At 33.7% G+C, this 19586-nt stretch carries 14 protein-coding genes and 1 pseudogene; 11 read left to right on the forward strand and 4 right to left on the reverse strand.

Going from position 1 to position 19586, the window contains the following annotated elements; translation table 11 throughout:
* From E0H99_RS16500 to E0H99_RS16535, 8 genes and pseudogenes are all read left to right on the forward strand, one after another.
* On the forward strand, nt 1–930 hold a 930-nt coding region (locus tag E0H99_RS16500), incomplete at its 5' end, for a gliding motility-associated C-terminal domain-containing protein (protein ID WP_131998205.1).
* Between the two features lie 60 nt (nt 931–990).
* On the forward strand, nt 991–1899 hold the full coding sequence (locus E0H99_RS16505; protein WP_131998208.1) for a type IX secretion system membrane protein PorP/SprF: 909 nt from the start codon (nt 991–993) through the stop codon (nt 1897–1899).
* A gap of 11 nt (nt 1900–1910) precedes the next feature.
* Nucleotides 1911–3851: an OmpA family protein gene (locus tag E0H99_RS16510; protein ID WP_131998211.1), complete on the forward strand. Its 1941-nt coding sequence runs from the start codon at nt 1911–1913 to the stop codon at nt 3849–3851.
* 467 nt (nt 3852–4318) lie between these two features.
* Nucleotides 4319–4500, forward strand: a pseudogene (locus E0H99_RS17510) (DNA polymerase ligase N-terminal domain-containing protein).
* A gap of 223 nt (nt 4501–4723) precedes the next feature.
* Nucleotides 4724–6049, forward strand: a complete 1326-nt coding sequence (locus E0H99_RS16520) for an ice-binding family protein (protein ID WP_131998214.1) — start codon at nt 4724–4726, stop codon at nt 6047–6049.
* A 53-nt stretch (nt 6050–6102) separates the two neighbouring features.
* Nucleotides 6103–7389, forward strand: coding sequence for an ice-binding family protein (locus tag E0H99_RS16525; RefSeq protein WP_131998217.1), 1287 nt, complete (start codon nt 6103–6105; stop codon nt 7387–7389).
* 62 nt (nt 7390–7451) lie between these two features.
* Nucleotides 7452–8738, forward strand: a complete 1287-nt coding sequence (locus tag E0H99_RS16530; RefSeq protein ID WP_131998220.1) for an ice-binding family protein — start codon at nt 7452–7454, stop codon at nt 8736–8738.
* 6 nt (nt 8739–8744) lie between these two features.
* Nucleotides 8745–10022: an ice-binding family protein gene (locus E0H99_RS16535; RefSeq protein WP_131998223.1), complete on the forward strand. Its 1278-nt coding sequence runs from the start codon at nt 8745–8747 to the stop codon at nt 10020–10022.
* Nucleotides 10023–10392: 370 nt separating this feature from the next.
* Here E0H99_RS16535 and mnmE read toward each other — a convergent pair whose 3' ends face one another.
* On the reverse strand, nt 10393–11781 hold the full coding sequence (mnmE, locus tag E0H99_RS16540; RefSeq protein WP_131998226.1) for a tRNA uridine-5-carboxymethylaminomethyl(34) synthesis GTPase MnmE: 1389 nt from the start codon (nt 11779–11781) through the stop codon (nt 10393–10395).
* Between the two features lie 178 nt (nt 11782–11959).
* Here mnmE and E0H99_RS16545 point away from each other — a divergent pair, with 178 nt between their 5' ends.
* The 3 genes from E0H99_RS16545 to E0H99_RS16555 all read left to right on the forward strand — a co-directional run bounded on the left by E0H99_RS16545 (nt 11960) and on the right by E0H99_RS16555 (nt 15544).
* Nucleotides 11960–12790 (forward strand): universal stress protein, encoded by an 831-nt coding sequence (locus E0H99_RS16545; protein ID WP_131998229.1) that lies wholly within the window; start codon nt 11960–11962, stop codon nt 12788–12790.
* An 83-nt stretch (nt 12791–12873) separates the two neighbouring features.
* Nucleotides 12874–13707: a universal stress protein gene (locus E0H99_RS16550; RefSeq protein ID WP_131998232.1), complete on the forward strand. Its 834-nt coding sequence runs from the start codon at nt 12874–12876 to the stop codon at nt 13705–13707.
* A gap of 64 nt (nt 13708–13771) precedes the next feature.
* Nucleotides 13772–15544, forward strand: a complete 1773-nt coding sequence (locus E0H99_RS16555) for a MutS-related protein (RefSeq protein WP_131998234.1) — start codon at nt 13772–13774, stop codon at nt 15542–15544.
* Nucleotides 15545–15944: 400 nt separating this feature from the next.
* Here the strand turns inward: E0H99_RS16555 and dnaN are convergent, their stop codons facing one another.
* From dnaN to gldF, 3 genes are all read right to left on the reverse strand, one after another.
* Nucleotides 15945–17063: a DNA polymerase III subunit beta gene (gene dnaN / locus E0H99_RS16560; protein ID WP_131998236.1), complete on the reverse strand. Its 1119-nt coding sequence runs from the start codon at nt 17061–17063 to the stop codon at nt 15945–15947.
* 103 nt (nt 17064–17166) lie between these two features.
* Nucleotides 17167–18852, reverse strand: a complete 1686-nt coding sequence (gene gldG / locus E0H99_RS16565) for a gliding motility-associated ABC transporter substrate-binding protein GldG (protein ID WP_131998239.1) — start codon at nt 18850–18852, stop codon at nt 17167–17169.
* The gene (gene gldF, locus E0H99_RS16570) at nt 18852–19577 is read right to left on the reverse strand and encodes a gliding motility-associated ABC transporter permease subunit GldF (RefSeq protein ID WP_131998242.1); all 726 of its coding nucleotides are present in this window, start codon (nt 19575–19577) and stop codon (nt 18852–18854) included. Before gldF ends, gldG begins: the two co-directional genes overlap by 1 nt.
* Nucleotides 19578–19586 lie beyond the last annotated feature (9 nt).

Raw genomic sequence — 19586 nt, forward strand, 5'->3', positions numbered from 1 at the left:
TTAGCATGTTGGGAAACCAGAAGTTTTGATACAACAACTTGTGCTTGGGTGAATAATAATACTGTCAAACCTACAGAACCTGTTAAAGTAAACTGTTGGGACACGTATACTTTCAACACAACAACATGTGCTTGGGATAATAACAATACGCCAAAACCTGCAGAGCCAGCGAAAGTAAACTGTTGGGATTCGTATACATTCAACACAGCAACATGTGCTTGGGTGAATAATAATACTGTCAAACCTGCAGCACCAGCGAAAGTTAACTGTTGGGAGACTTATACTTTCAGCACAACAACATGTGCTTGGGAAGTAACAGGAACAAAACCTGAACCAACATTAATTGAAAAAACAGTGTGTAATACTGACAGTGCTATAACTATCGATTTAAATACTTTACTATCTCCCGAAACACCAAACAATGGAACTTGGATTAACAACAGTAGCGCAGTATTAAACGGAAATATATTCTCTCCTTTTAATTTACCTGATGCAGATTATAATTTTGAATATAAATATCAAATTGTAAATGAACAATGCCCTAGAAGTATATTTATAAAAATAACTCTTTCAGATAATGAATGTGGTATTGTGTTGGGTTGTGGTGTAATTGACGTTCACAATGCCTTCTCTCCAAATGGAGATGGTACTAATGAAGCCTTTGTTATCGAAAACATTGATAATATATTGTGTTACCCTGATAATACTGTGGAGATTTATAATCGTTGGGGCGTTTTAGTTTATGAAACTAATGGATATAATAATACCAGTAAAGCTTTTACAGGCTTATCTAAAGCTAGAACTACAATTGGTCAATCTCAGGAGTTGCCAACTGGAACCTATTTTTATATATTAAATTACACTTTTATTGATGAAAACAATCAAGTTAAGACTAATAAAAAAGATGGGTATTTATACCTTACAAGATAAATCTAACTCAAATCTAACTCCTGAGGGCTAACAAACCCTCAGGTTTAAAAAATAAACTAAATGAAGACAAGAGTACTATTATTCGCCTTGCTGTTTACTGGAATTATAAGTTATGCCCAACAAGATGCCCAATTTTCCCAATACATGTATAACACCATTAATATCAATCCCGCTTATGCAGGATCAAGAGGAGTCTTGAGTATATTTGCCTTGCATCGTACACAATGGGTTGGACTCGATGGCGCACCTGTTACAAATGCAGTTTCAGTCAATACTCCTATAAATGATAGTAACTTGGGGTTAGGCGTTTCTATCATTAATGACAAAATTGGACCAACCCATGAGAATACTATCTCGGCTGATTTATCTTACACTATTCCTACTTCAGAAACTTTCAAACTTTCTTTTGGTATCAAAGCAACAGCCAATTTGTTTGATTTAGATGTTACACGACTCAATCCTGTCGATGATGACCCGAGTTTACATGATTATAATAATAAATTCTCCCCAAATATTGGTGCAGGGCTTTATTATCATTCAGACAAAGGGTATGTAGGTTTATCAGTTCCCAATTTTATAGAAAGCAATCGTTATGATGATAATGAGGTGAGAATTTTCAAGGAAAAAATCAATTATTACCTTATTGCGGGATATGTGTTTGATTTAAATGAATCAGTAAAATTTAAACCTGCGTTACTTACCAAAATGGTTTACGGTGCACCGCTTCAAGTTGATGTTTCAGGAAATTTTATGTTTAATAATAAATTTATGGTTGGAATTGCTTACAGATGGAGTGCTGCATTGAGCGGCATGGTTGGCTTTCAAGTCTCAGATAGTTTATACATTGGATATGGCTATGACAGAGAAACAACTAATTTAAAAAACTATAATTCAGGTTCGCATGAAATATTCTTGCGCTATGAAATATTCAACAATATCGATAAAATTACAACTCCAAGATTCTTCTAAAAATAATTATTATGAGAAATTATATACTCCTTTACCTAATAATAGTAAATGTTTTTTCATTTAGTAGTTATGCACAAAAAGCCAAAGTTACCGCTGCTGATAAGAAATATGAGAGCTATGCTTATATTGACGCCATAAAAATCTATGAAAAGGTTGCAGAAAAAGGATACAAATCAGTTGATATGTTCCAGAAACTAGGTAATTCCTATTACTTTAATTCTGATTTTAACAAAGCTGCCAAATGGTATAGCGAATTGTTTGCGATGACTTTGGATGTAAATTCAGAATATTATTATCGTTATGCACAATCATTGAAATCTATTGGACAAAATGATAAAGCAAACGAGATGATGGAAAAATTTCAGCAAAAATCTGGCAATGACAATAGAGCAAAACTCTTTGAAAAAAATAAAAATTATTTAGACATAATTAAGGCTAATTCTGGAAGATATAAAATTGAAGATACAGAAATTAACTCTAATTTTTCAGATTATGGGAGTTCTTTTTCAGGCAACAAATTAGTATTTGCCTCAGCTCGTGATACTGGCGGCATTTCTAAGAAAATATTTAAGTGGACCAACCAATCCTTTACCAATTTATACAGTTCCGAAATAAAAAAGGATGGTACTTTAGGACAACCAGAGCGATTCAGCAAAAAGATAAACTCCAAGTTTCACGAATCAACACCCGTTTTTACCAGAGATGGCAAAACCATGTACTTCACAAGAAATAACTATCTAGATGGTAAGAAAGGAAAAGACAGTAAACGAGTAACCTTGTTAAAACTATACAAAGCCACAATAAACAAAGAAGGAGAATGGGTTGCTGTAGTTGCCTTACCCTTCAATAGCGACAACTATAGTATTGCTCATCCAGCATTAAGTGTAAATGAGAAAATCTTGTACTTTGCCTCAGATATGCCAGGAACTTTGGGACAATCCGATTTGTTTCAAGTAGCAATAAACGAAGATGGAACTTATGACACCCCACAGAACTTAGGAAATACCATCAATACCGAAGGTAGAGAAACCTTCCCATTTATAAGTAACGATAATGAGTTGTATTTTGCCAGTGATGGAAGACCGGGACTCGGAGGATTAGATATTTATGTAGTCCAGTTAGGAACAGACAATAGCATCACCGATATACAAAATGTAGGAGCTCCAATAAACGGAACCGATGACGATTTTGCGTTTTTAATAGACAGCAAAAACAGAAAAGGTTTCTTCACTTCAAACCGAACCGGAGGCAAAGGATATGACGATATTTATAAGTTTACCGAAACTCGTAAACTAGCATGTGAACAAAGTTTAACGGGGGTAATCACCAATAATGAAACGACCAAAATATTGCCAGGTACGAAGTTGAGTTTGTTTGACGAGAAATTCCAACTTCTTAAAGAAGGAATATCCGATATAAATGGAAAATATAGCTTTGAAGTACTCTGTGGCAAAACCTATTATGTAAAAGCAGAGAAACACGACTACGAAACTAAAGAAGGAACGACTTCTATAGCCAAAACATCGGGCAAGAGTGAATTGGATTTAGCATTAGAGCAACGTATTAAACCAATTGGGATAGGAACAGATTTAGCTAAAACCTTAAACATTCCAATAATTTATTTTGATTTGAATAAATCCTTCATCCGTAAAGATGCAGCCTTTGAGTTAGCCAAAGTACTTGCAGTAATGGAAGAGTATCCAAATATGAAAATCGATATACGTTCACATACCGATAGTAGACAAACGATACAGTACAATGAAGCATTGTCTGATGGAAGAGCCAAATCTACCATGGTGTGGTTGGTTAAAAATGGTATAGAAGCGAGCAGATTAACTGCTAAAGGCTACGGAGAAACTCAACTTGTAAACAAGTGTTCCGATGGTGTGGAATGTACCGAGGCAGAACATCAAGCCAATAGACGTAGCGAGTTTATTATTACGGCAATGTAAACAAATAAGAAATCGAATAATTAATAACATCATTTATGATTGTTTCTGGTAGCAATTGTATGTTTTTTACAACAAAAAGCAGTAAATTTGGGGTTCTCACTGCCGTATTAACAATAGTATATTTTTTCAATTTTAGATTAAATCAAAGAGATATAACAAGGTATATCAAAAACGAATTGCTAATGATAGAAAGAATTATTTTTCTAGATTTAAAATATGAATTTAGGAATACATTTGAGTTTGATTCTTTTAGGACTAGACATGAGATAATAAATCAGCAATGTTTCATACAAAAAATAGATTTAAAAAGCGTAAATCTAATGTTGCTTTAATTCTAATCTAGATTTAAAGTAAGATTTTACTTCTGTTTTCGAATCCAAGGAGATTTATAAAAGCAGGAAAAATAATTAATTTTTGTAGTATAAGAACATGCTGCATGCCATTCGCATTATGATGTTTGTCTAGAAATAAATGGAGTTTTAAAAAGTTGGGTAATCCCAAAAAGATCATCAATGAATCCCGAGGGAAAAAGACTTGCAATTTTGACAGAGATCATCCTTATGCTTACAAAGATTTTGAAGGAACTATCCCATGGGGAAATTACGATGCAGGAACTGTTATCGTTTGGGATTATGGGACTATGCTTTAGACGATGAAAATATTAAAAAAGGCTTGAAAAAGGGTCGCCTTGGTTTTATTCTTAACGGAAAGAAATTAAAAGGAAAATTTGTATTGGTACGAATGAAAATCAAGTAGAAAAAAGCTTGGTTGTTAGAAAAAAAGAAAAATAAATATACAAGTGATTATGATATTTTACTCGAAAAAAAATCGAGGATTTCTAATTTAACTTTCGAAGAGCTTAATAAAAATAAATGAAAAAAATTGCAGCCCTTTTATTTATCTCCTTTTTGATGATGTCACAAATTGTATGTGCACAAGTTGGGATTGGAACAATAATTCCAGATGCATCATCAATATTAGATTTAACCTCTATTTCCCAAGGGCTTCTTATTCCTCGAATGACCACCTCAGATAGAGATTTTATTGCAAATCCTGTAAATGGACTTTTAATTTACAATACGACCACCTCTCATTTTAATCATTTTGATCTAGTTTGGAAAGAGTATTCAGATTATACAAATTATTATAATTCTAATTCGACAAGTGATGTTACAACCACTTCAACATCAGATGTAGTAGTGCCAGGAATGACAATTGCTCCTTTACTAGCAGGGACATACGAAGTGACTTTTAATTGTTCATATAATAACTCACCAACAGAGAGAATAGTTTCTTCGGGTGAAAGTTTTCCAAGTACAATGGCTCAAGAGGCTAAATCGGATTTGGAGCTATTGATTAATCAATTAAATTCTCTTACTGTAACTAACTCAACTCATCTTGCTACTTTTGGAAATGGGGAAACTATTTCCCCAGGTGTTTATTCTATAGCTGGAGCAGCTTCAATTGCTTTAAACTTGACATTAGATGGACATGGAGATTCAAATTCAATTTTTGTTATTAAAGCAAATGGAGCTTTGACCGCTGGTGCAAATACTAATGTTATTTTAACAAATGGAGCACAAGCTAGGAATGTATTTTGGTTAGCTTATGGCGCTCCGTCTTTTGGCGAAAAATCTACTATGAAAGGGAATGTAATAGCAGCCACAACGGGGGCTATTGCATTTAATGCAGGAGGAAACCTTGAAGGAAGACTTTTGACAATTTCTGGGGCAATAACTTTTGGACCAGCAGTTGCTTCCATGCCAATAGGGACATCGCCATATCCATTGGGTACATTAGACAAATTTGTTTTGTACACTGCCGCTGGTGACGTTACAAATACTGCGGTTTCAACAATTACAGGAAATATAGGAACTAATTTAGGCACTTTTGTAGGTTTTGAAATCGCAACTGTAAACGGTGCTTTTGTTACACATACAACTTATACTTCTAAAACATCCACAACAATATCCACACCAAATACGAACAATATTATAGCCTCTTTTAGTATTTATCAAAATGGAGTTTTAATTCCAAGTTCCAGTAAAATATTGACTAGTGAAGCTTATTTAGGAAACGTCTCGTTACAAACAATTGCAACTATTTTGCCTAATCAAGCAATAGATGTAAGGTGGAATACAGATTCCGAAAAAATAGGGATGGGAAATAGGACTTTTACATTAATAAAAGTGCAATAACCTTAAAAAAATAATTAAAATTGATTTCCAAGAGAAGGTTTGAATAATAACAAATGAAAAAAACACGCTCCTTTCTATTACTTACTTTTTTGCTAATACCATTATTTGTTGATGCACAGGTAGGTATTGGTACTTTTGATCCAGATCCATCTTCACTTTTAGAATTATTTTCAAAGAGCAAAGGATTGCTTGTTCCTAGAATGACTAATACAGAAAGAGATTTAATTGTAGCGCCTGCTGTCGGGCTATTAATTTACAATACTAGCACATCAAACTTTAATTATTTTGATGTAGATTGGAAAGATTATTCTGATTTTTCAAAAAATTATAATTCAAATTTAACAGGTGATATTACAACAATCACAACATCAAACGAGGTTGTAAATGGTATGTCAATTACACCTCAATTTGCCGGAAAATATAAAGTTACCTTTAATAGTTATTATAGTAATGCTCCAATAAGTACTGGTCCTTTTCCCTCCGAAAAAGGTGAAATAGATTTGCAGTCAATTTACAATAATTTGCAATCACTTCCAATTACTGATGCAACTCACGGGCTAGTTTTAGGAAACGGAGAGGCTTTAATTCCAGGTGTTTATACTTTGTCGGGAGCTACATCAACGGTTGGGACACTCTATTTTGATGGGCAAGGAAATCCAGATGCACTTTTCGTTATTAGGATTGATGGAGCTTTCTCAGCAGGAGAAGCTACAAAAATGGTTTTGCTCAACGGAGCAAAAGCTTCTAATATTTTTTGGGTAATTGAAGGAGCCGCTTCAATTGAAGCTTCAACTATTCTAAAAGGTACTGTAATTACTCATGCTGGTGCAATTACAATGGGAGCTGGGGGAAATCTTGAAGGTCGACTTTTTTCAATCGTAGGAGCTATTAGTGTTAATGCTGTAAAGACAATAATTCCTTCAGGGATTTCTGTAATTGATTTGGGAGTGTTATCCACTTTTATTTATTATAGTAGTGCGGGTGCTGTAACTAATGGGGGGTCTTCTGTAATTACGGGTAATATTGGAACAAATGTAGGAGCTATATCAGGGTATGGATCACCTACTGTTTTTAAGGGTTCATTTTTAAATGCCGGAGGGTCAATAACAACTTTATCTCCCAATAATACGAATGCATTAGGAACTTTTGGTATCTATCAAAATGGAGTTTTGATTCCAAGTTCAAATAAAATTCTAACAAGTAATGCGAATTTTGCAAACATATCATTACAAGCAATTGCAACTATTTTGCCTTATCAAGCAATAGATGTAAGGTGGAATACAGATTCCGAAAAAATAGTAATGGGAAATAGGACTTTAGTCTTGATAAAAGTACAATAAACTTAAAAATAATTAGAATTGATATCTACGAGAAGGTTTGAATTAGTTTTAAATAATAACAAATGAAAAAAATATCCTGCTTTCTATTACTTATGTTTTTGCTAGCTCCACTATTTGTTGGTGCGCAGGTAGGTATTGGAATTATTGATCCAGACCCATCGGCACTTTTAGAATTATTTTCAAAAAGCGAAGGATTACTAGTGCCTAGAATGACTAGTGAAGAGCGAGATTTAATTGTAGCGCCTGCTGTTGGTCTATTAATTTATAATACAAGCACATCAAACTTTAATTTTTTTGATATAGATTGGAAAGATTATTCTGGTTTTGCAAAAAATTATAATTCAAATTTAACAGGTGATATTACAACTAACGCAACCTCAAATGAGGTTGTAAAAGGTATGTCGATAACGCCTCTATTTGCCGGAAAATACAAAGTTACCTTTAATAGTTATTATAATAATGCACCAATAATTAGGGGGCCTTTTACACCTGAACAGGGTAAAATTGATTTGCAGACAGCTTACAATAATTTGCATTCACTAACGGCTACTATCACAAATCATCTATCTGTTATAGGAGGTGGAGAGACTTTGATTCCAGGTGTTTATACTATTGCTGGAGCAACATCAACAGTTGGGACAATAAATTTTGATGGCGGAGGAAATCCGGATGCTCTTTTCGTTATTAGGATTGGAGCCGCTTTCTCAACAGCAGCAAGTACGAAAATGGTTTTGCTCAACGGAGCAAAAGCTTCTAATATTTTTTGGGTAATTGATGGAGCCGCTTCAATCTCAGCATCAACTATACTAAAAGGAAATGTAATTACTAATGGTGGTGCAGTTTCAATGGCCGCGGGAGGGGATTTAGAAGGTAGACTTTTTGCAATCGTAGGAGCTGTTAGTTTTAGTTCAGGAATTGCAATTATTCCTTCGGGAAATTCTGGAATAGACTTAGGGGTGTTATCCACTTTTATTTTTTTTAGTGGCACAGGTGCTATATCAAACGCGGATACCTCAGTAATTACTGGGGATGTTGGAACAAATGGAGGTGCTATAACAGGGTTTGGTTCCCCTAATGTTTTTAACGGTTCAATTTTATATCCGGGAGGTACAATAACAACGTCATCTCCTAATAATACGAATGCATTAGGAACTTTTGGCATCTATCAAAATGGGATTTTAATTCCTAGTTCAAATAAAATTCTAACAAGTAATGCGAATTCTGCAAACTTATCATTACAAGCAATTGCAACAATTTTACCTAATCAAGTGATAAATGTAAGGTGGAATACAGATTCCCAAAAAATAGTAATGGGAAATAGGACTTTAACTTTGATTAAAGTACAATAAATATAGATGCAAGATATAAGAAAATTATTATTGCTTTTGCTATTGGCAAATTGGCAAATTTCAAATGCACAAGTTGGAATTGGAACAATAAATCCGGATGCCTCATCAATATTAGATTTAGCATCTAATTCTCAAGGGATTCTTACTCCTAGAATGACGACAGAGCAAAGAAATTTGATTTCAAGTCCTGCAAATGGGCTTTTAATCTATAATATAACCACATCAGGTTTTAATTATTATGATGATGGTTGGAAAGATTATGGAACATACGTAAAATATTATAGTACAAATGGTGTAGGTGATATTGGAACCAAATCTAATATTGATATGGCGCTTCCTTATATAAGCATTTCACCAACACCAGGAAAATACTCAGTCTCTTTTGATAGTCAATTCACTAATAATATTATGATTATTGCAGCTAATACAGACAATCTTTTAACAGACTTTTTTTTAGCTTACAACCAACTTGAAATACGGCCAACTACTAATACTTCTCGCATAAATTTTAGTAATGAAACAATTAGTCCTGGAAAATATTCAGTAGCCAGTGCTATTGAAATTTCAGGTTCTCTTACCCTTGACGCTGGAGGAGATCCAAATGCATTGTTTGTTTTTAAAGCAAATGGAGATTTAAATATGGTAGCTGGTACTACAATTATTTTAAAAAACGGAGCCCTTCCTGAAAATGTTTTTTGGGTAGCCGAAGGAGCAATAGGAATTGGAGCCAATACAATAGCTAAAGGAATTTTAATTTCTCATGGTTATGCAATTGCCGTTGCTAATGCTTCAACATTAGATGGGAAAATGCTTACAAATTCGGGAGCAATTGCTTTTGGTGTAGGGACATGTACAACTCCATCAAAAGAATCTTCAATAATTAGCTTAGGTTCATTGTCAACATTTGTTGCTTTTACAGGATCTGGAGCAATCAATAATACAGGGGCTTCTGTTTATAATGGTAATATAGCTTCAGGATCAGGTGCTACTACAAGTCTTGCTACCGCAACAGTGAATGGAACCATTTTTCCTCCAGGAAATACACCTGAAACTAATTCGGGTTATAGCAATGAAAATACAATAGCGACTTTTAGTATTTATCAAGGTGGAGTTTTGATACCTAATTCCATCAGAAAATTAAAATGCAATTCAAATAGATCAAATTTGTCTTTGCAAACAATTGTAGATGTTATATCAGGACAGACTATTGATGTTAAATGGAATATTAGCTCAGGTACATTAGCATTAGGAAATAGAATATTAACGCTAACGAGTGTAAAATAAATAGATTTAATTCAGATAAGTATGAACTATAAGCTTTGCCATAATAAGTGCGTGCGGTAAATTCATTTTTACAGAATTCACAGATGCGCGTAATCTTCATGTTTGTACTCATAGAAATGTGACTTTAGGTGTCCCACTGTGACTATGCGTGTCTCTATATGCCATAAATTGGCCAAAAAAAAATATTTTTTGTACCTCAGATTTTGAGGTACAAATGAGGTACAAATCTAATCAAAATAACGCATAATACCCAAAAAAATCGTAAATAAAAACGAGTTAAAGTGTTGTTTGTAAATGCTTTAACTCTTTTGTTTGTTTGTTTGTTTGTTTTTGTGATGTTTTTGTGATGTTTTTGTGATGTTTTTTTTTGCTACTTTCCGATGCAAAAATTAGCAAAAATATTCCCTAACAATTCATCATTAGTAACCTGACCTGTAATCATTCCAAAATGATACAGCGCTTCCTTAATATCCAGAGCCATCAAGTCGCTGGATAAGTTTGTTTCAAGTCCAAATTTTACTTTTTGTATTTCATCTAACGCTTTTAGTAGAGAGTCGTAATGTCTTGTATTGGTCACAATTGTTTCGTTATTTCGTAAAGCACCAGTATTTACAAATGATAGCAATTGATTTTTTAAATCTTCAACACCCAACTTTTCTTTTGCAGAAATAAGCAAGATTTCAGGAATCTCTGATTTCAGATTGACGATTTCATTTTCTTCTAATTTGTCGGCTTTATTGCCAATAATTACAAGCGGTTTCAACGGAAACTGATTTTTGATTTTCTCTAGTTCTACTTTTAACTTTAAACCGGATACTTTAAACTCAGAACTATCAAAAAGAAAAACAACAACTTGCGCTTGTTCTATTTTTTCGAAAGTTTTACGAATCCCGATGCTTTCTACCACATCTTCGGTTTCCCGAATTCCGGCTGTGTCTATGAATCTAAAACCGATTCCGCCAATAACCAATTCATCTTCAATCGTGTCACGTGTCGTTCCGGCAATTTCGGAAACAATGGCTCGCTCTTCATTCAATAAGGCATTTAAAAGTGTTGATTTCCCTACATTGGGTTCTCCCACAATGGCCACGGGAATCCCGTTTTTAATTACATTACCCACGGCAAAGGAATCGATTAATCGTTTTAGAACAAATTCTATTCGGTTTAATAATTCATGAAATTGTGTTCGGTCTGCAAATTCTACATCTTCTTCAGCAAAGTCCAGTTCAAGTTCGATTAGGGAAGCAAAATTCAATAATTCTTCTCTGAGTTTGGCAATTTCATTAGAGAACCCTCCACGCATTTGCTGCATTGCAATTTGGTGTGAGGCTTCATTGTCGCTAGAGATTAAATCGGCAACGGCTTCAGCTTGGGATAAGTCCAGTTTTCCGTTTAGGAAAGCCCTTAGTGTAAATTCTCCGGGATCAGCCATACGACATCCTTCTCGAAGCAATAATTGAATGATTTGCTGTTGAATATAAGTAGAACCGTGACAGGAAATTTCAATCGTGTTTTCGCCAGTATAGGAGTTTGGTCCTTTGAAAATGGACACCAGGACTTCATCCAAAGTTTTTGAGTCGTCCATAATATGTCCCAAATGCAAAGTATGCGTTTTTTGCGTTGTTAGATCTTTGTTTTTAATGGATCGAAAAACAGAATTACCAATAGTAATGGCATCTTCCCCGGAAATTCGAATTACGGCTATTGCTCCGGCTCCAGAAGGAGTTGCCAGTGCCACTATGGAATCTTGAGGTATCATATTTGTATTCAATTTTATGCAAAAGTAAGTAAAACTTGTAAAGCAACAAGAGTCCCTTATAGAACCATTAACTTTATTTTCAGTTAAAAATAAGACTATGAGCTATTTATCCTAATTAATTTATTTTTTTGTTGTAATTTTATGTAAATAATTGACTAATAATTAATTAATATGTGTCATGAAGAAAATTCTATTTCCAACCGACTTTTCTGATGTATCCAAAAATGCATTTATTTACGCATTGAAATTGGCAGATTCAATAGATGCTGAAATTATTACAATGCACGTTTATCAATTGCCACAGGTCAATTATATTAATGTTTCGGAATACTTACATGAAATTTATGATGTTACCGAGTTGAGTAATTTTGAAAACTACAAAGATGAAGTTCCAATTTTAAGAAATATTGCCGAAGAAAATAATTTGGATAAAGTTAAAATAAGTCATGTTTTAATTTTGGGGAATTTGGTTGATGAAATACAAAAAATTACTAAGCACGAAAATATTGATTTTGTCATTATGGGAACTAAAGGTGCGACCAGTTTAAAAGAGACTTTTTTGGGTACGGTAGCAACAAAAGTAATGAATGATGTCAAAGCAATTGTTTTGGCCATTCCTGAGCACTGTAAATACCAACCCATAAAAAATTTACTTTTTATTACAGAATACAAACCCGAAGATATTGAGACCTTTATACGAGTGATGGCTTTGGCCAAAGTATTTCAGGCACATATTGATTGTTTGCGTGTACAATCGCCACATCATGAAAATAAGAATAACGATATGAAAGATTGGAATGAATTAATTAAAGGCCATAACATAGCTTTGCATTCCATTTCAGGCGATGATGTAGAAGGTATAATATTAAATTTTATTGATTTGTATAAAATTAATATGATTGCAATGCATGTGTACCATAAAAACTTTTTTGAAAAATTATTTCGAATCAGTCTTTCAAAAAAATTAGCTTTTCATGTCAATGTACCTATTCTGGCTATTCATGAATGAATTTAATTTCGATAGTATTCAAATATCGAAAAAAATAATTCAGTAATTTATTTAATGAATGAACCATTTTAATATTTAATAAAATGAAAAAAATTCTATTTCCAACCGACTTTTCTACAGTGGCTACAAATGCTTTTGTCCATGCTTTAGAATTTGCAAAAATAGTTCAGGGCGAACTCGTTTTATTGCACACATTTGAATTGCCTATATATGACAATCAGTTTTTTCCTGAAAATTATGCTGTCATTTATGACTCATTAGAGTTGTCTCAATTTAATAAGTTTAAAGACGAAATCCCCAAATTACGCACCATAGCTGAAGAACGTCATTTGGATAAAATTAAAATAACGCACAGGCTTATGGATGGAGATTTGCTTTTTAATATCAAAAAATCAATTAAAGAAGATAAAATAGATTTTGTAATTATGGGAACTTCTGGCGCCACCGGTTGGGATGCTTTTTTCGTAGGCACAAATACTGGAGCTGTAATCTCTGGAATTGAAGTCCCGATGTTATGTGTACCTGCTAAAGCAAAATTCAAAAAAATTGAGATCATTGGTTTTACAACCCGTTTTAGAACTAAAGATAAAAAAGCTTTGAAAATGGTTTTGGAGATTGCTGAAAAAACAAAAGCCAAAGTGAAATGTCTTTATGTAAAAACCAATGAATCTGATGTTTCCAAAGATACAATAGCGAGTTGGGAAGAAGAATTTATAAAGGAACCCATTGAGTTTTTTGTTGTAAGCAGTAATGATGTGAAAGAAACTATTTTGGACTTTATTATGTACAAAGATATTGACGTTTTGACAATGCTTACCTATAAAAGAGGTTTTTTTGAAGGCATTTTTAATCCTAGTTTAACCAAAAAAATAGCGGTTAACTTTGATATTCCAATTTTAGCGATTCATATTGATTAACGTGTTAAATTTGGCTTTCGCCCGAAATCTAATTTGCTATATTTGTCTTTCATTTAAATGAATTATGGAAATATACAAAGCAAAAAAAGAAGGGTTCTCAGCAGTATTAAATGGAATTAATAAAAAGTACAATAGTATAAGCATATTAAGATTGCTGGCTATTGTATTTTTTTTGGTATCCCTGTATTATTACATCAAAACGAATGGAATTATTTTCATTATTTTGTCAGTGCTTCTTTTTGGATTGTTTGTTTTCTTGATGCGTATTCACAGTAAATTACTTTTCCAGAAGCAAGTCAATAAAGCGCTTTTGGATATTAATGAAAATGAAATTTCCTATCTCGAAAGAAACAAAATCCCTTTCGAAAACGGACAGGAATTCAATGATTTTCACCATCCTTATGCGTATGATTTAGATATTTTTGGAGAACATTCTTTGTTCCAAAACCTAAATAGAACTGCCACTTATATTGGAAAAAAAACATTCGCAAACCAACTTTTGACTCTTTTACCAAATGATGAAATTCTTAGAAATCATCAAGCAGTACAAGAATTAGCCAAAAAATTGGATTGGCGTCAGGATTTCATGGCTTTGGCCAAAATAAGTAATGACAATCAATCCACTTACGATACTTTATTGCAATGGAGTAAATTCAATAGTTCTCCTTTGTCAAAAGCAAGTATATTGATTTCTTTGATTGCGCCTTTTCTATTTTTGGGAACTCTTATTGGGTATTTAGTGACATCAAATCCAGTTTTTGCATCCTGTCTATCGTTTTTGTTTGTTTTTAATTTAGCTTTTTTAGGTGTTTTCTATAAACGAATTAGCATTGAAATAGCCAATGCTGAAAATGTTGATAAAATCATCAATCAGTACGGTTTACTGCTGCAGAAAATCGAAGCTGAATCCTTTCAATCTGAAAAACTAATCGATTTACAACAAAAATTAACTTATAAAAAAGAAAATGCCAGCGTTCATTTTAAAAAATTGGCTTCGTTGTTTTCTAATATGGATACCATCGGAAATTTTGTGACGGCGCTATTATTTAATGGAACTTTTCTTTTTAATCTTCATGTTTTAAAAGCGTTGATTCAATGGAAAAAAGATCATGCAGCAGCGTTGGAAGATTGGTTAGAAGTTATTGGTGAATTTGAAATGTTGAATAGTCTGGCTAATTTGTCCTATAATAATCCTGAGTTTGTTTATCCAACATTGAACACCAATTTTGAAATTGATTTCACTGATTTAAGTCATCCTCTATTGAATGAAAAAACTAGAGTAGGGAATGACGTGCGTTTTCAACCGCAATCATTTATGATTTTGACCGGTTCTAATATGTCCGGAAAAAGTACTTTTCTGAGAAGTTTAGGAATCAATATGGTATTGGCAGGAATTGGTTCGCCAGTTTGTGCCAGTCAAGCTAATGTGCATCCGTTACCCGTTTTAGTTTCGATGCGATTATCCGATTCGTTGTCAGACAGTGAATCCTATTTCTTTGCCGAAATAAAGCGCTTAAAGCAAATTATGGACGAACTGGAAAACAGACCTGCTTTTGTATTATTGGATGAAATATTACGAGGAACCAATTCAGATGACAAACGCAACGGAACTATTGAAGTGGTTAAAAAAGTGATTGGTAAAAAAGCAATTGGAGCCATTGCAACGCACGATATAGAAGTTTGCCTGACTACAAATGACTATCCAAATATACTAACCAATAAATGCTTTGAAGTGGAGATTCAGGATGATGAATTGCATTTTGATTACAAACTGCGAGACGGAATTTGTAAAAATAGAAGCGCTACATTCCTGATGGAAAAAATGGGCGTGATTTAGTGTGATGTCATTGCGAGGAACGAAGCAATCACATTAGAACGTATCATTATTGATTTTTGAAACGGATATACGATATGAGATTGCTTCGTTCCTCGCAATGACTTTGCTTGCGATTGCGTGAAGGATGGGCCCGGCTACCGAAGTAGCGGCAACAGCCTGACAGTATTAGGGAAAGGGGGCAATTTAATCGATGCTAGAAGTTGCCCCCTTTTTCTAATGGTGGTACGCCCAAATTGTTTTGGAGGTAATAATTGGACAAAAAAAAACCGCATATCCTGTTTAGGAAATAGCGGTTTTTTTAAATATAAAAATGGTTTGGTTAATAGCGTATTTGTTATACAATGGTAAGTATTATATTTGAATTTTAAAAATTAAAATACAACAAAATCATAATATAATGTTAACTGTTCAGCATTACGGGCATTACAAGCATGGTAACAGTTTCACCTTCTTCTAATCCATCAACAGGAGTAAGAATTCCGGCTCTGTTTGGCAATGACATTTCAAGCATAATCATGTCAGATTGCAAGTTAGTCAACATTTCAGTCAAGAAACGAGAATTGTAGCCTATTTGCATATCATCACCTTGATAATCACATGTCAATCTCTCTTCGGCTTTATTAGAATAGTCAATATCTTCAGCAGAAACATTCAATTCAGCTCCAGCGATTTTCAAACGAATTTGGTGGGTTGTTTTATTCGAGAAGATAGCAACACGACGTACAGAACTCAAAAACAGTGAACGGTCAATCATTAATTTATTTGGATTCTCTTTTGGAATTACCGCTTCGTAATTTGGATATTTTCCATCAATTAAACGGCACATTAAAACATAATTGTCAAAAGAAAAAGTAGCATTCGAATCGTTATATTCAATTTTAACTTCAGCATCTGAAGTACCAAGAATATTTTTTAAGATGTTCAAAGGTTTTTTTGGCATAATGAAATCAGCCACTTGTGAAGCCGTTACATCAGTACGCGCATATTTCACTAATTTGTGTGCGTCAGTTGCAACGAAAGTCAATCCTTGTGGAGAAAATTGAAAGAATACACCGGACATTACCGGACGTAAATCATCATTTCCAGCAGCAAATATTGTTTTGCTTATGGCTGTTGCCAAAACATCGGCAGGAACAAGTGTTACAGATGGATCGTCTAAGTTAACCGATTTTGGAAATTCATTTCCAGGAGCATAAGCCAAAGCATATTTTCCAGAATTAGAACTGATTTCTATTGTACTGTTTTCTTCAACCGTGAAAGTTAGGGGTTGTTCTGGAAATGTTTTAAGGATTTCCAAAAGCAATTTTGCAGGGACAGCAACGCTTCCTTTACTTTCTGAATCAATTCCTAAAGTAGCTGACATGGTTGTCTCTAAATCAGAAGCAGAAACCGTTAGCACATTATGGTCTAAATCAAATAAAAAGTTATCTAAAATAGGCAAAGTATTACTGCTGTTGATAACGTTACCTAAAACTTGTAATTGCTTCAATAAGTACGAACTCGATACTATAAATTTCATCTGTTTTGTTTTATTTTTTAAGGTATTTCTCTAAAACCGAAATACGATACATTTTACAAATATATCGTAAACTATTCTAGTTTGGAAACTTTTTTATTAACATCTATTTGCTGTATTTTCTTTTTCGAAGGAAAGTAAATACGACACCAAAAAGTACTAAAATAAGAATTGGAAGCCCGATAGTTAGGATTTGTGTTTGGGTATAGTTTTTATAAACTTTTTCTTTATCCAATAAAGGTAAATCAAGATCTTTGCTTCGAATGTTAATAAGTCCGGTATCATCCAATAGATAATTGACACAATTTATGAGGAAATCTTTATTATCATACAAATTTCCAGCCCTTTGATCATAACCCAATTCTACCGGTTGAAAGTTTTTATCCAATTGGTTTTTTATCAAATCCCCATCAGAAATCACAATCATCTTGTTCTGTTTTCCTGTGGCTTGAAATGTTTTTTGTTCAAATGGCAAAACTCTATTTTCAAACATAGAATGAAACGAACCTTCCAATAAAACCGATAATGGAATCTTTCCTTTGTTTAGATAATCGTTTGGTGAGGTTTCTTCGGCAACGATGTTAAGATTTATCTCTGTTGGAGTTCCTATTTTCTTCGAATATTGAGACGATTGCAACAAAATGGTTTTCTTAATTCCGTTTTTCAAGGTATCGATAGGATTCGCAAAATCAAATTTGATTCCGCCTAAATTTTTCACAATCGGATGCAAACTGTTTGGATACACCTGTGGCGCAAACTTCCAGTTGAATTCCTGAAATTGAGTTGCACTTCCTTGTTCTCCGGTGGCTAGTTTTATTGGACTTCCTTGTTCGTCTTTTACTAAATCAGGATTGATTCGAATGCCGTATTTAAAGAACATATCATTCAAATTCAAATCTTTTGGATAGGCCAAAGTGACTCCGGATGAATCGTACAAACTATCCATTTCTGCCGAAACTTGGTCAATCAACCACAATGTTTTTCCTCCGTTGATGATAAATTGATCCAAAACTTGTTTCTCAGCATCGGTAAATGTTTCAGTAGGTTTAGCAATAACAGCCAAGTCATATTTTTCTAAAGCTTCTAAACTTCCAATAGGATTTTTAGCAACCGAATCTAATGTAAATGGGCCGATATGATAACTTTCGCGTACTTGCAAAAGAAATTTAGCCATCAAAATATCTTGTAATTCACCGTTTCCTTTGATAACAGCGATTTTCTTTTGCTTTGCTTTGGTAACTTTATTCAAAGCTTCGGCAATCGAATATTCCAAATGCTGAACAGATCCAATCACTTTTTGGGTAGTTGTCGCACCCATAATGTTTTTCAACAATGGAATATTAACTTCCTTATTGTCATAAACGGCAATCGCCCAAGGAAAAACCATCGCTTGGGATTGCTTTCCTTTGTCGTCAACGGTAATGTTTATTGGCGTAAGCCCTTTTCGATACAAATCTTTAATATTGTCCATGCTGGCGTCTTCGTTCTCCAAAGGGTCTACGAATTCAAAAATAATATTTTTGTTGTATGCCTGAAATTCTTCCAGTAATTGTTTCGTTTCCTGTTGTAAACGTTTGAATTCAGCAGGTAAATCGCCTTGCATATATACTTTTATGGACAACGGATTTTGAACTTGCTTAATGATATTCAAAGAAGTAGGGGAAAGCGTGTATCTTTTATCTTTTGTTAAATCAAAACGATGAAAAAAGGAACTTCCTATTACATTCAGAAGGACTACAATTGCAAGGATAATCAATACTGATTTTAGGTTATTTTTCTTAGAAGTAGTCATTACGATTTGAAAGATTTTAGATTATAAACAGTAAATGAAAGAAAGACAACGGTTATGCTTGTAAAATAAAGAATATCTCTTGTGTCTAATACGCCTCGGCTCATACTTTTGAAATGATCTTGCATTCCTAAAGAGGCAATTATAGAAGACATATTTGGAACAACAGAAGCTAAACCTTCAAATCCAAAATAGAAGAAGAAACATAAAAATACCGCAACAATAAAAGCCACAATTTGGTTATCAGACAATGTTGATGTGAATATTCCAATGGCGGAATAGGCTGCAATCAGGAATAATAATCCAAAATAAGAACCAATCGTGCTTCCCGTATCGATATTGCCTTCCGGCATTCCTAAACTGGAAATAATTACTACATAAATGAATGTTGGGATAATCGCCATTACAATTAAAAGCAAAGCGCCAAGAAATTTTCCGTTAACAATTTGCCAAATACTCAACGGTTTGGTCAGCAATAATTCTAATGTTCCTTGTTTTTTTTCATCCGAAAAACTGCGCATCGTTACAGCAGGAATTAAGAAGATTAAAATCCAAGGTGCCAATGTGAAAAATGGAGTCAAATCAGCAAAACCAGTATTCAAAATATTGTACTCTCCTTCGAAAACCCAAAGAAACAATCCGTTAATAATTAGAAAAATGGCAATGACCAAGTAGCCAATGGGCGAACCAAAAAAGGATTTTATTTCTCGTAATACTATTGATTTCATTCTTTATGT

This window comes from Flavobacterium sp. GT3P67, assembly GCF_004349155.1.
Classification (GTDB): Bacteria; Bacteroidota; Bacteroidia; order Flavobacteriales; family Flavobacteriaceae; genus Flavobacterium; species Flavobacterium ranwuense.

Excerpts from the sequence above, each read along its gene's own strand:
- dnaN (WP_131998236.1), bottom strand. The coding sequence starts at position 17,063 with ATGAAATTTATAGTATCGAGTTCGTACTTATTGAAGCAATTACAAGTT.
- E0H99_RS16555 (WP_131998234.1), top strand. The coding sequence starts at position 13,772 with ATGGAAATATACAAAGCAAAAAAAGAAGGGTTCTCAGCAGTATTAAAT.
- gldG (WP_131998239.1), bottom strand. The coding sequence starts at position 18,852 with ATGACTACTTCTAAGAAAAATAACCTAAAATCAGTATTGATTATCCTT.
- E0H99_RS16535 (WP_131998223.1), top strand. The coding sequence starts at position 8,745 with ATGCAAGATATAAGAAAATTATTATTGCTTTTGCTATTGGCAAATTGG.
- E0H99_RS16530 (WP_131998220.1), top strand. The coding sequence starts at position 7,452 with ATGAAAAAAATATCCTGCTTTCTATTACTTATGTTTTTGCTAGCTCCA.
- gldF (WP_131998242.1), bottom strand. The coding sequence starts at position 19,577 with ATGAAATCAATAGTATTACGAGAAATAAAATCCTTTTTTGGTTCGCCC.
- mnmE (WP_131998226.1), bottom strand. The coding sequence starts at position 11,781 with ATGATACCTCAAGATTCCATAGTGGCACTGGCAACTCCTTCTGGAGCC.
- E0H99_RS16550 (WP_131998232.1), top strand. The coding sequence starts at position 12,874 with ATGAAAAAAATTCTATTTCCAACCGACTTTTCTACAGTGGCTACAAAT.
- E0H99_RS16525 (WP_131998217.1), top strand. The coding sequence starts at position 6,103 with ATGAAAAAAACACGCTCCTTTCTATTACTTACTTTTTTGCTAATACCA.
- E0H99_RS16505 (WP_131998208.1), top strand. The coding sequence starts at position 991 with ATGAAGACAAGAGTACTATTATTCGCCTTGCTGTTTACTGGAATTATA.
- E0H99_RS16545 (WP_131998229.1), top strand. The coding sequence starts at position 11,960 with ATGAAGAAAATTCTATTTCCAACCGACTTTTCTGATGTATCCAAAAAT.
- E0H99_RS16520 (WP_131998214.1), top strand. The coding sequence starts at position 4,724 with ATGAAAAAAATTGCAGCCCTTTTATTTATCTCCTTTTTGATGATGTCA.
- E0H99_RS16510 (WP_131998211.1), top strand. The coding sequence starts at position 1,911 with ATGAGAAATTATATACTCCTTTACCTAATAATAGTAAATGTTTTTTCA.